The organism is Arthrobacter sp. HMSC06H05 (assembly GCF_001807395.1).
In the GTDB taxonomy this organism is placed as follows: Bacteria; Actinomycetota; Actinomycetes; order Actinomycetales; family Micrococcaceae; genus Pseudoglutamicibacter; species Pseudoglutamicibacter albus.
The window spans coordinates 13,379-24,084 of sequence record NZ_KV788972.1; the positions used below are offsets into that span (position 1 = coordinate 13,379).

Here is a 10,706-nt window from a genome sequence, read left to right on the forward strand (position 1 = left end):
GTTTCGCAGATTCTTTGCCGCTACCGGAAGTGTTTTCGTCTTTCGCTTCCTTATCGCTCGAGCTCGCTGACGGTACCGCTTCGGCGGGCTTCGCATCGTCATTTGCTCCACAACTCGCCAGACCGGAGGCAAGAGCCAGAGTCATTGCTGTGGCGATGGAGCTTCGTTTCAGGTTTGTCATGATGGCGCACCTTAGACATGTGTTTATGTTTAGAACCTAAAGTAGCCAAGCGCACTCAAAAGCACCATAGAAGAACAAAACCTTACCTGCCTACCGCGTCACACGAACGTACGAGATGCTCTCATGTGGCTTCTCAACACCAGGTTGAAGCACGCCCTCCGCGACGCGTCGCCACAGTCGTATCAACGCCTTTTGGGCATAAAAATGTCGGGACATCGTGTGAACGATGTCCCGACACATTACAAAAGTGGCAGATGAGGGATTCGAACCCCCGAAGGCAGTGCCAGCTGATTTACAGTCAGCCCCCGTTGGCCGCTTGGGTAATCTGCCATATTCATTTATCTCGCTTGCCCACCCCTTCATGGGCTGTTCAAGCGAACGATTCATAACCATACCAAACCAACCCAGCCCCCACCAATTCGGGGCCAACCCCAACCAGCAACCGCCACCGGCCGGCCGTGGTGGAACCCGCGGCAGCACCGTCCCCAGCTAGGCTTGAAAGCAAACACTTAATCAATAGCACAGCCCAGCTTCAGCTGGCATCACCATCCAGCCCAGCTTCAGCTGGCTCAATCAACTCACCCGAGGAGGCCACGATGGCTAAAGACTCAACGTTCGATGTTGTCAGCAAGGTCGATAAGCAGGAAGTCAGCAACGCGCTGAACCAGGCGCAGAAGGAGATCGCGCAGCGCTACGACTTCCGTGACGTCGGCGCCGAAATCGATTTCGCTGGCGAAGGCAAACTGCTGATCAAAGCCAATGCTGAAGAACGCGCCAAGGCAGTTTTGGATGTTTTCCAATCCAAACTCGTCAAACGCGGCATCTCGCTGAAGTCGCTCGAGGTTGGCGACCCCTACGCGTCCGGCAAGGAGGTCCGCATCGACGCGAGCATCAAGGAAGGCATCGATCAAGCGACCGCCAAGAAGATCTCCAAACTCATCCGCGACGAAGCCCCTAAATCCGTCAAAGCCACCATCCAGGGCGACGAACTCCGTGTCTCCTCGAAGTCCCGCGACGACCTGCAGGCCACCATCGCGCTGTTGAAGAACTTCGAAGACGCAGACCTCCAGTTCGTCAACATGCGCTAAACATGGATTAAACAAAACCGGGGTGAGGTAGCCAAGCGATCCTGACAGGATCACGAGGCGACCTCACCCCGATGTTTAACGCCACAAACACTACACGGAACACGTCCACCATGAAGGCGACGCGCGGGCGTCTGACGGTAACCGGGCCTTAGGCGGCGTTGCGGGCTTCCTGGCGGCTGTTCATCAGACGTGTAGCCAGTTCCGGGCGGCCATTGCGGCGCAACAGCGAATACAATGCGCTGAAGCTGTAAGGGTAACCCGAACGTTCCGGGATCGTATCCGGCTCCGCATGGGTATCCAACAGGAATTCAACGTCCTCAACAACCGCTGCGTCGTACTCCGCTCGCTCCTGACGATTCATGGCTGATAGACCTCCTTGAGTCACTTCACTCCATGCCTGTCTGGCATAACGGCAGAAACCGCGTCAATGTTCCCACCGCATCATTCGTGTGACTAATCACACAGATTTTTTGTTCATCCCCAGGGTTGCCCCATTTCCTCCGCTTGTGCACGTAAACGCTCGATGCGGTCACGCGTTGGCGGGTGGGTGCTGAACAAACCTTTGATCTTGCCAAATGGGTTGGCAAACATCATGTGCGCAGCAGACTCCGTACGGGGAGTCTCCTGCAACGGGGCATCCTGGACGCCCTGTGAAATCTTGAAAAGCGCGGAAGCCAAAGCCGCCGGGTCCCCCGTCAGCTCCGCGCCGGTCGCGTCCGCATCATATTCGCGGGTCCGTGAAACAGACATCTGGATAATCGAAGCCGCGATTGGGGCGAGGAAGGCCATAGCGAGCATCGCCAAAATATTGCCGCCATCACGGTTACGGCTATTGCCTCCAAAGAACATGAGGAACTGCGCAATCGATGTGATGACACCCGCAATAGCGGCCGCGACCGAAGAAATGAGAATGTCGCGGTTATAGACGTGCATCAACTCGTGCCCCAAAACGCCACGCAACTCGCGGCGGTTCAACAACGTCAAAATACCCTCAGTGCAGCACACCGCCGCGTTCTCCGGGTTACGGCCCGTCGCGAACGCGTTCGGGTTCATAGTGGGCGAAACATACAGCCGCGGCATCGGTTTACCCGCACGTTGAGACAGCTCACGCACAATCGCATACATCTCAGGCTGCTCCGCCTCCGAAACCGGGCGGGCCTGCATCGCGCGGATCGCGATCTTATCCGAATTCCAGTAACCGATCGCTGTGCTCACCACACCGAAAGCCGCGAACCCAAACAGCCACACCGAATTGCCGGTACCGGCGCTAATCAAGCCGCCAATCATCAGCAAAAGACCAAACATGCCTCCGATGAGGAGAGCCGTTTTCAAGCCGTTGAACGAGGACTTCACGCTAAAACTTTCGATCGTTGCAGTGTTATACCGGCAATCTTGTTGCCGGTTACACCCGGGTTCCGCTCACGCGGTTTAACCCGGCTGTAATCATTACAACGCATCAATGTTCAAAAACGTTCCCAAAAGCCTGAATGAAAGCTGGGAAGATCCGATGACGAGCCGTAGAAGCGGCTGAGGTCTATTTGAGCGACTGCCCCTTGCGTGCGATCTCAACCATCTCTTCGCGTGGAACAACCTTGATCCGCTCGCGGTCCCCCTTGCCTGCGGCGGCCCACTCTTCACCGAGTTTGCGTTCGTGCGCATCGAGGGCAAGCCAGCCTTCCCACGTGGTGAACTCAACGCCGCGCTCACGCAGCAAATCCACCACGGCGTCTTCGGAAGGGTTCGATGCCGGGGCCAGGTTCTCATGGTCCTCCAGCAGGTTGCCGATCGTCTCCAGGGCGTCACCTTTGGTGTGGCCGATCAAGCCGACCGGGCCGCGCTTGATCCATCCGGTCGTGTAAACGCCGGGGACCACGGCGCCGTCCTCGTCCAGTACGCGGCCTCCTTCATTGCGGATCACGCCGCGTTTCTCATCGAACGCAACCTCCGGGATTTCGGTGCCGAAGTACCCCACCGCCCGGTAGACCGCCTGGACTGGGTAGTCGATCATCTCGCCGGTGCCGCGCACGTTACCTGTGCCATCGAGCTCCTGGCGTTCCATGCGGATACCTACGACCTTGCCGTCCTCCCCCAGGATCTCAACTGGGGCCTGCAAGAAGTGCAGGTGCAGGCGCCGCGATGCGGTCTGCTCTTCCTCTTCCTGCTCAACAACCCAGTTCGTCAGCGTGTTGACCATAGTCTTGACCTGGTTGTTGGTCCGGATCGCCTCGTCCGAGGCGTCATCGAATTCGAAGTCCTCCGGGTACAGGACAACGTCCACGTCACGGGAATGGGACAGCTCACGCAGCTCGAGCGGAGTGAACTTGACTTGGGCCGGGCCGCGGCGGCCAAAAATATGCACGTCGGTGACCGGGGACTTCTTCAGACCCGCGTGCACGTTGTCTGCGATCTCCGTGACCAAGAGGTCATCGGCGTGCTTGGAGAGCACACGCGCCACATCGAGAGCCACGTTGCCGTTACCGATCACGGCGATTTCCTTGGCATCCAGCGGCCAGTCGCGTGGCACGTCAGGGTGGCCGTCGTACCACGAGACCACACGCGAGGCACCGAAAGAACCCTCGAGGTCGATGCCCGGGATGTCGAGAGCAGCATCGTCATTGGCGCCGGTAGCGAAAATCACTGCGTCATACAGGTCGCGAATGTCAGAAAGGGTCAAGTCACGGCCGTAGGTCACATCCCCGATGAATCGGATGTCGCCGCGGTCCAGGACCTTATGCAGGGCGTTGATGATGCCCTTGATGCGTGGATGGTCAGGCGCCACACCGTAGCGGATCAGTCCGAACGGCGCCGGATGCTGGTCGAATAAGTCGATGCTGACCTCAAAATCGCGTTCCGCTTTGGTGAGGATATCCGCGGCATAGACACCGGCCGGGCCGGCACCGATAATCGCCACACGCAGTGGACGCTGGCTGAGGTGTTGCTTCAACGTCAATCCTTTCGGCAATGTCCCTCACGTGTGCACCGTGCTGGCACACACGGTTCTTCAAACTCACTTGTAACTCGTTGTGTTGCGCTCTGGAGGGCGCCCTTGCGAACCGGCGCGCACGCGTGATGCGCGGGGTGAGGGAACGGAAAACATCCGCCCACTATTCTAATGGGCGGGCCTCACGGAACGATCCATCCCAGCCGTTGGGGGTGCAACTGCCCGATGCGGTCCGTCCCCGGAAGGCCGTACCGCATCGGGCACAGACTGACCCAGCCCAGACTAGAGGTCGTCTTCTTTGGCTTCGTCAGGGCGAACCATGAGGTTCACGATGGCGGCGGCGAGCCCGCCCCACACTGTCACGATCGAAAGAATCAGGAAACCGATCGCTGCCGGTGTCATGCTGTTGTCCCTTTCTGGTCGCCGTTGTCAACGGCGTCCTTTCCAGCGTCGTCTTTGCCTGCAGCACCTTCTTCGGCGGCGTCTTTTTCTGCGGCGTCGCGGCGAGTGTACTCTTCGAACTCTGGATCGAATTTGTCCTTGGACTTAGCCGACCACGGGATGAGGCTGAGCAGGATGGCGGCCACGACCAATGCACCGGCCATGCCCCACCCGAACACGTAGACGAACCATTCAGCGTATCCGTTGGCTTCGGCATACGAATTGCGGATGAGCTTCACGAATTCGGAAGCCAACAGGTAGGTCAAAAGGATCGGCAGCAGGCCGCCAACGAGGAACATCCAGAACTTACCGACCTTGAACGAGGAACGGTGGTTGAGGTGTTCGGCAAGCACCGGCAGCTTGCGGGAGAACCACGCAACCGCAATCAGGGTTACGGCGGCGACGAAGGTGATGCCGAAGCTGTTGACGAACTTATCGACAACGTCCAGTAGCGGCAGGCCCGTGGTGGATGCAAAGAGCAGGGTCGATGCGATCGACAGCGGAAGCAGCACGGCCAGCGTAGTCTGGACGCGGCCCCAACCGAGCTTGTCTTGGAACGCGGAGACGATGACTTCGAGGATCGAGACCATCGAGGTCACTCCCGCGAAGGTCAGGGAGCCGAAGAACAGCACACCCAAAACTGGGCCCATGAACGCGTTGGATGCGATGGTTGGGAACGCTACGAACGCGAGGATCGGGCCGCTCGTGACGGCTTCGCTCACGCTCACCCCTTGCGCTTGGGCCATGAACCCGAGGGCCGCGAACACACCGATCCCGGCAAGGATTTCGAAGGACGAGTTCGCGAAGGCGACCACCAGGCCGGAACCGGTCAGATCCGTCTTACGTTTGAGGTAGGACGAGTAGGTGACCATGATGCCGAACGCGATCGACAGCGAGAAGAAGATGTGGCCGTAGGCGGTGATCCACACGCTCGTGTCTTTGAGTGCTTCCCAGTTGGGTGTGAAGAACTCGTTGAGCCCGGTTGCAGCCCCCGGGAGCATGAGCGACTGGATGACCAGCAGAATGAACATCACGGTCAACAGCGGCATGAAGATGTTGTTGGCTCGACCGATGCCCTTACGAATGCCGGCGCTCATCACGATGATAATGAAAACCCACACGAGGATCATCGGGATCAGCACGCCCATAGGGAACGAGGTGGAAAGGCCAGCTTCCGGGGCTTCCATCTGCAGGTATTTCTCGAGGAAGAACTCTTGTTCGCTACCTTTACCCCATGCGAGCCGCGCCGAGTAGACGGTATATACGGCAGCCCACGCGACGATCGCGGCGTAATAGATGCCGATGATCACGCAAATCAGGACCTGCCACCAGCCGAGCGCCTCAGTGCGTTTGTTGAGCCGGCGCATCGCAAGCGGCGCCGAGCCACGGTATTTGTGCCCGATCGCGTAATCGAAGAACAGCAACGGGATACCCGCGGTCAGTAGCGCGCACAGGTATGGGATGAGGAACGCGCCGCCACCGGATTCGTAGGCGACCGATGGGAAACGCCAAATGTTGCCCAGCCCCACGGCGGAGCCGATCGCGGACAGGATGAAGACGTTGCGGGAACCGAACGCTTCACGTTTGGTGCGTTTGTTCCCTGCATTACCTTTGTTCCCCGCCATGCCTGAAGCGGGACTGGTGCTTGCTTGAGACATGCGCCATACATTATGACGATTCCACGCGGTGTTCTACTAAACGACGCTCTATTTCGCTGTTTCTCTGCGGTGGCGCTGTCTGAGATTCTTTTCGTCATTCGTGCCCCACGCGTGCCCGTAACGTGACAAACTGGAAGTATGTCTGAGCTGTTTTCGCAGTCCTACCGGAACCTTGTGACCGACCATTTCGAAGGTGAATGGGAACCAGATGACGGCCTGAGTGAGCAAGAATACGCAGACGCTTTGGCTGAATCTGATGTCTCTGTGTTGCCTGCCGCGTTGGAGCAGTTTTACCGTTCCGTGGGCGCTGTCGAGGACATCATGGAGGCCTACTATTTCGTGTGGGATCCCGATGAGCTCGAGATCCAGGACGGTTTCGTGTGCTTCATGGAAGATGAAGACGACCGTTACACGTGGGGTTTCCCCGTCGAATCGTTGAGTGTCCCTGACCCGCTGGTGTTCCGGCGTTTCAACGCTAAAGACTCCTGGGCTGAAACCGGGGCGACCATCTCCGAGTACCTCCTGGATTATTTCGAGTGGGTGTTCACCGAGGTTGAGCCGGCGGTGGAAGAAGACCTGTGACCGCTACTCCACATGGTTCCGCGCGGGTATGGGCCTCGCACGCTCCAGCCGATTACGCGTGCCCGTTCTGCGAGATCGTTGGCGGCGTGCGGCCGTTTTCGGAAGGTAACCTGTGTGTGCCGAGTGATTTGGTGTACCGGGATGAGGTGGTCTCGGTCATCATCGGTTGTGATGGTTTCGGTGAGCACGCCGGGCACGCGATGGTGATCCCTTCGGGCCACTATGAGGCGCTGTATGACTTACCCGACGATGTGAACGCGGCCTTAGCTGTCATGACCCGCCTGGTAGCGGTCGCGATGAAGCGCGCGTGGGCCCCCGAAGGGATTTCAACGCGCCAACACAACGAGCCGTCCGGTAATCAGCACGTGTGGCACTACCACCAGCACGTGTTTCCGCGTTGGGCCGCAGATGACTTGTACCGGCAGTTACGCCGCCGGTTGCCGGTTGACTTCCGGGCGCTCAAAGCCCGCGAACTCGCTGCCGCGTTACGCGAAGTCCTCAACGAGGAAGGCCGCGACAGCAACGGAATCATCACGGGCTAAACGCGGTAGTTTTCGCGGCGATAGGCCCTCACGGCATGAGCCATAGCGAGGCTATAGTGAGGCTAGCCTTCGCGGGTCACCACCGCGTCAGCGAACGCCTCAAGCGCCGAACGCACCGTCCCGTGCGGTAGCGGGGCAAGCGCCTCGATTGCTTTACGCGACCAAGCGCGGGCCTCATCCCACGCCCGTTGCGTTGCCGGGTGAGCAGCCAGCGCGGTAACCGCGGTCTTGAGGTCCTGATCGCTAGTGAGGTCGCCATCGACCAGTTCAACAACCCGCTGAGCTTCCGCATCGCCGGCAGCGGCATCTTGACGCGCATACAGGACCGGGAGCGTATCCACGCCCTCACGCAGGTCCGTACCGTTGATCTTGCCGGACGCCTTCTCTTGGCCCATGATGTCGATGACGTCATCAGCCAGCTGGAACGCAATGCCAACCTTCTCGCCGTAATCGACCAGCACATCGCGCAGCTCGTCACTCGCGCCACCATAGAACGTGCCGTAATAGCCGGCGCACGCGATCAAGGACGCCGTCTTATCGGACAAAACCTGGATGTAGTGCGCGATGGGGTCCTCCCCCTCGCGCACGCCAGCGAACTCGTGCAACTGGCCTAAGCACAAACGCTCAAACGTGCGGGCCTGAACCTCAACAGCGCCCGGACCAAGCTGAGCCGCGAGCACCGAAGCCCGCGCAAGAATCAAATCCCCGGTGAGGATCGCAACCGAATTCCCCCACACATGCTGCGCGGTCGGGGCGCCGCGGCGCATCGGGGCATCATCCATGACGTCATCGTGATACAGCGTCGCAAGGTGCGTCATCTCAACAATGCAGGCGGCCTTAACGACCTCATCCGTGATCCCCCGCTCCCCCAAGAGGGAAGACAAAACCACCAAAAGCGGACGCACACGCTTACCGCCCGCCTCAGCGAGGTGACGCGAAGCACGGTCAATAATCGGATCAGAATTCGCGACCGCGTTCAATAGCATCTTCTCGACCCGCGCGAGAGCTTCGAAAACCTGCGGCGCGAACTCGACATCATCCGCTACAGCACGGAAACCCTGCGGCAACTGGATTGTCGTAGCAAGAGCCTGGGTCTGCGGATCCAAGTCAACCGACTTCTCGACGTCATGGCCAGCAGACGTCCAAGAGGATTCTGTCACGATACTTTCAGCCTTACTTCTTCCGGAGAGAATTTCGCCGAGTGCTTCCCCGAGTTCCGCCCCGGAGTGCTCACAGTATTGCGCACGGGAGGCACAACACGTTCTAATGCTTGAACTACTCTATCCACCAAAGCCGGTGAATTCCGGTCAGACAAGTTACCCATGGCGCGTACAACAAAACGCATCAACGCATTCGAGCCCATCCCCAACCGGACCGCGGTACGCATGATCTTCGGGTTACCCACCATGTGAGCGAAAACCTTGCCCGCACCATAATGTGCGCCAAAGTGCTGCTGAATCAGCTCGGGATACCGCTGAAGACCGGCATCGAACGCCGCGAGCACCTGAGCCGTTGTTCCGCCACGGTAGCGGGCCGCGATCACCGCGTCATCAATCACATCAGCTGCGATCCGGGCCGACTCCATCGCCGCGTCGATCCCCTCGCCGTTGAACGGGGAAACCAACCCTGCCGCGTCCCCCAGCAACACAGCTCCCGGAACCACGTGCGGGGTGCGGTTGAACGCCATTGGAAGTGCCGCCCCACGCACCACACCAACCTGGTTCTCCGGGACGAAACCGCGGGTCGGCTCTTGTTCCTGCATGACTTCGACCCACTCGCTCAACGTCGAACGCAAGTCGATGCTGCGGAAATCCTTAGCGGTATCCAAAATCCCCAAGCCAACATTCGCGGTGCCATCCCCCACACCGAAAACCCAACCGTAGCCGGGCATCAAATCCCCGTTACGGTCCGGTAGCTGAAGCCACGTCTCCATCCACGGTGAATAGGACATCGGCGAGGTGTAGTACACGCGCTGAGCCACACCCATCGGGCGGTCGGCCCGCGGCAGGATCCCCAGCGACTTCGCGACAGGGGAAGAATTACCGTCCGCGGCCACCACCACATCGGCGGCGACCGTGAACGGCTCACCATCACGCCTACCTTCAGGTGTGGTTCGCTGAACCGTGACGCCGACAACGCGGCCCGCGTCATCCCGGACCGCGCCGCGCACGGTGTGGCCCTCCAGGACCTCAGCCCCAGCCGCGGCCGCCATGCGCGCCAACTGCTGATCGAAATCGGCGCGGGTACGCGTCAAACCATAAGACGGGATGTCCGAGCTGAACCCCTCAAACGAAACCGTCGATGCGCGCCCACCAGCCACGAAACGCAGGCCTCGGGTACGCTGCCAGCCGTCGGCCTCATCGTGAGCCATGCCAAGGTAGTTCATCTCCCGCACAGCACGAGGGGTCAGGCCATCCCCGCAGACCTTCTCACGCGGATAACGCGTCTTCTCCAAAACCGTGACGCGATGCCCGGCGCGAGCCAAATACGTGGCGGCCGTGGCACCTGCCGGGCCACCACCGGCGATCACAACATTGAGGGTCATGAATCTTGGGCAGCCTTAAACCCGCGGTGGATCGCCACAATACCGCCGGTCATGTTGCGGTACTGAACCTTCTGCCAGCCCGCATCCTCAATCCAGTGCGCGAACTCGTCCTGAGCCGGCCAGTCACGGATCGACTCCGCCAAGTACTGGTACGCCTCAGCGTTCGAGGACACCTTGGAGGCAACCCACGGCAGAGCCTTCATGAGGTATTCCTTATACACCACACGGAACGGAGTGAACGTAGGGTCAGAGAACTCCGCGATCACAAGGCGGCCACCCGGTTTAGCCACACGCAGCATCTCACGGAGGGCCTTGTGCGGGTCATGGATGTTGCGGATGCCATAAGAGATCGTGACAACATCGAACGTGTTGTCCTCAAACGGCAGGTTCATCGCGTCAGCCTGAACAAAGTTGATGTCCGGACGGCGGCGGCGCCCCACCGCGAGCATCCCTTCCGAGAAATCCGATGCCACAACATCGATCCCGGCATCCGCGTACGGTTCCGAGCTCGTGCCGGTACCTGCAGCGAGGTCAAGGACCTTCTCCCCCTGCTTGGCATCCACGGCGCGCACCACAACACGGCGCCAGTACGGGGTCAGCCCGAACGTGAGCACATCGTTAGTGAGGTCGTAGCGTTCGGCCACGCCATCGAACATGCGGGCGACGTCATCCGGGTTTTTCTGCAGAGTAGCTCTCATCACGCTAGCTATTGTCTCTTACGACTCGCA

12 protein-coding genes and 1 tRNA gene are annotated in these 10,706 nt (G+C 59.5%); 3 read left to right on the top strand and 10 right to left on the bottom strand.

What is annotated here, in order from left to right:
* On the bottom strand, positions 1-181 hold a 181-nt coding region (locus HMPREF3160_RS09950; RefSeq protein WP_218078951.1), incomplete at its 3' end, for a hypothetical protein.
* 248 nt (positions 182-429) lie between these two features.
* Positions 430-511: transfer RNA gene (locus HMPREF3160_RS01385), tRNA-Tyr, on the bottom strand.
* 266 nt (positions 512-777) lie between these two features.
* On the opposite strand from HMPREF3160_RS01385, the gene HMPREF3160_RS01390 reads away from it, so the two are divergent.
* The gene (locus tag HMPREF3160_RS01390) at positions 778-1,269 is read left to right on the top strand and encodes a YajQ family cyclic di-GMP-binding protein (RefSeq protein ID WP_070506601.1); all 492 of its coding nucleotides are present in this window, start codon (positions 778-780) and stop codon (positions 1,267-1,269) included.
* Between the two features lie 148 nt (positions 1,270-1,417).
* Here the strand turns inward: HMPREF3160_RS01390 and HMPREF3160_RS01395 are convergent, their stop codons facing one another.
* From HMPREF3160_RS01395 to HMPREF3160_RS01415, 5 genes are all read right to left on the bottom strand, one after another.
* Positions 1,418-1,630, bottom strand: a complete 213-nt coding sequence (locus HMPREF3160_RS01395; protein ID WP_035757955.1) for a hypothetical protein — start codon at positions 1,628-1,630, stop codon at positions 1,418-1,420.
* Between the two features lie 113 nt (positions 1,631-1,743).
* Positions 1,744-2,622, bottom strand: a complete 879-nt coding sequence (gene htpX / locus HMPREF3160_RS01400; protein ID WP_083285255.1) for a zinc metalloprotease HtpX — start codon at positions 2,620-2,622, stop codon at positions 1,744-1,746.
* 181 nt (positions 2,623-2,803) lie between these two features.
* Complete coding sequence (locus HMPREF3160_RS01405; protein WP_176744675.1) at positions 2,804-4,213, bottom strand: FAD-dependent oxidoreductase; 1,410 nt, start codon at positions 4,211-4,213, stop codon at positions 2,804-2,806.
* A 279-nt stretch (positions 4,214-4,492) separates the two neighbouring features.
* The gene (locus tag HMPREF3160_RS01410; protein ID WP_070490250.1) at positions 4,493-4,612 is read right to left on the bottom strand and encodes a methionine/alanine import family NSS transporter small subunit; all 120 of its coding nucleotides are present in this window, start codon (positions 4,610-4,612) and stop codon (positions 4,493-4,495) included.
* Positions 4,609-6,276: a sodium-dependent transporter gene (locus HMPREF3160_RS01415; RefSeq protein WP_070506604.1), complete on the bottom strand. Its 1,668-nt coding sequence runs from the start codon at positions 6,274-6,276 to the stop codon at positions 4,609-4,611. Before HMPREF3160_RS01415 ends, HMPREF3160_RS01410 begins: the two co-directional genes overlap by 4 nt.
* Before the next feature lie 171 nt (positions 6,277-6,447).
* Between HMPREF3160_RS01415 and HMPREF3160_RS01420 the strand changes: the two genes are divergently transcribed.
* Both HMPREF3160_RS01420 and HMPREF3160_RS01425 read left to right on the top strand, forming a co-directional pair.
* Positions 6,448-6,891: a hypothetical protein gene (locus HMPREF3160_RS01420; protein ID WP_070506606.1), complete on the top strand. Its 444-nt coding sequence runs from the start codon at positions 6,448-6,450 to the stop codon at positions 6,889-6,891.
* Positions 6,888-7,433, top strand: coding sequence for an HIT family protein (locus HMPREF3160_RS01425; protein WP_070490254.1), 546 nt, complete (start codon positions 6,888-6,890; stop codon positions 7,431-7,433). Before HMPREF3160_RS01420 ends, HMPREF3160_RS01425 begins: the two co-directional genes overlap by 4 nt.
* Positions 7,434-7,495: 62 nt before the next feature.
* Here HMPREF3160_RS01425 and HMPREF3160_RS01430 read toward each other — a convergent pair whose 3' ends face one another.
* From HMPREF3160_RS01430 to HMPREF3160_RS01440, 3 genes are read right to left on the bottom strand one after another with little or no spacing between them, the layout of a single operon-like run.
* Positions 7,496-8,593 carry a polyprenyl synthetase family protein gene (locus HMPREF3160_RS01430; protein ID WP_035757941.1) on the bottom strand — a complete coding sequence of 366 codons (1,098 nt, stop codon included), beginning with the start codon at positions 8,591-8,593 and terminating at the stop codon, positions 7,496-7,498.
* Positions 8,590-9,978, bottom strand: a complete 1,389-nt coding sequence (locus tag HMPREF3160_RS01435) for a geranylgeranyl reductase family protein (protein WP_070506610.1) — start codon at positions 9,976-9,978, stop codon at positions 8,590-8,592. The genes HMPREF3160_RS01430 and HMPREF3160_RS01435 overlap by 4 nt, the downstream gene beginning before the upstream one ends.
* Positions 9,975-10,679, bottom strand: coding sequence for a demethylmenaquinone methyltransferase (locus HMPREF3160_RS01440; protein WP_070490257.1), 705 nt, complete (start codon positions 10,677-10,679; stop codon positions 9,975-9,977). The genes HMPREF3160_RS01435 and HMPREF3160_RS01440 overlap by 4 nt, the downstream gene beginning before the upstream one ends.
* Between the last annotated feature and the right edge of the window lie 27 nt (positions 10,680-10,706).

Bases quoted from the DNA above. Each gene is read 5' to 3' on its own strand.
- HMPREF3160_RS01395 (WP_035757955.1), bottom strand. From the start codon at position 1,630: ATGAATCGTCAGGAGCGAGCGGAGTACGACGCAGCGGTTGTTGAGGAC.
- HMPREF3160_RS01410 (WP_070490250.1), bottom strand. From the start codon at position 4,612: ATGACACCGGCAGCGATCGGTTTCCTGATTCTTTCGATCGTGACAGTG.
- HMPREF3160_RS01415 (WP_070506604.1), bottom strand. From the start codon at position 6,276: ATGGCGGGGAACAAAGGTAATGCAGGGAACAAACGCACCAAACGTGAA.
- HMPREF3160_RS01420 (WP_070506606.1), top strand. From the start codon at position 6,448: ATGTCTGAGCTGTTTTCGCAGTCCTACCGGAACCTTGTGACCGACCAT.
- HMPREF3160_RS01390 (WP_070506601.1), top strand. From the start codon at position 778: ATGGCTAAAGACTCAACGTTCGATGTTGTCAGCAAGGTCGATAAGCAG.
- HMPREF3160_RS01435 (WP_070506610.1), bottom strand. From the start codon at position 9,978: ATGACCCTCAATGTTGTGATCGCCGGTGGTGGCCCGGCAGGTGCCACG.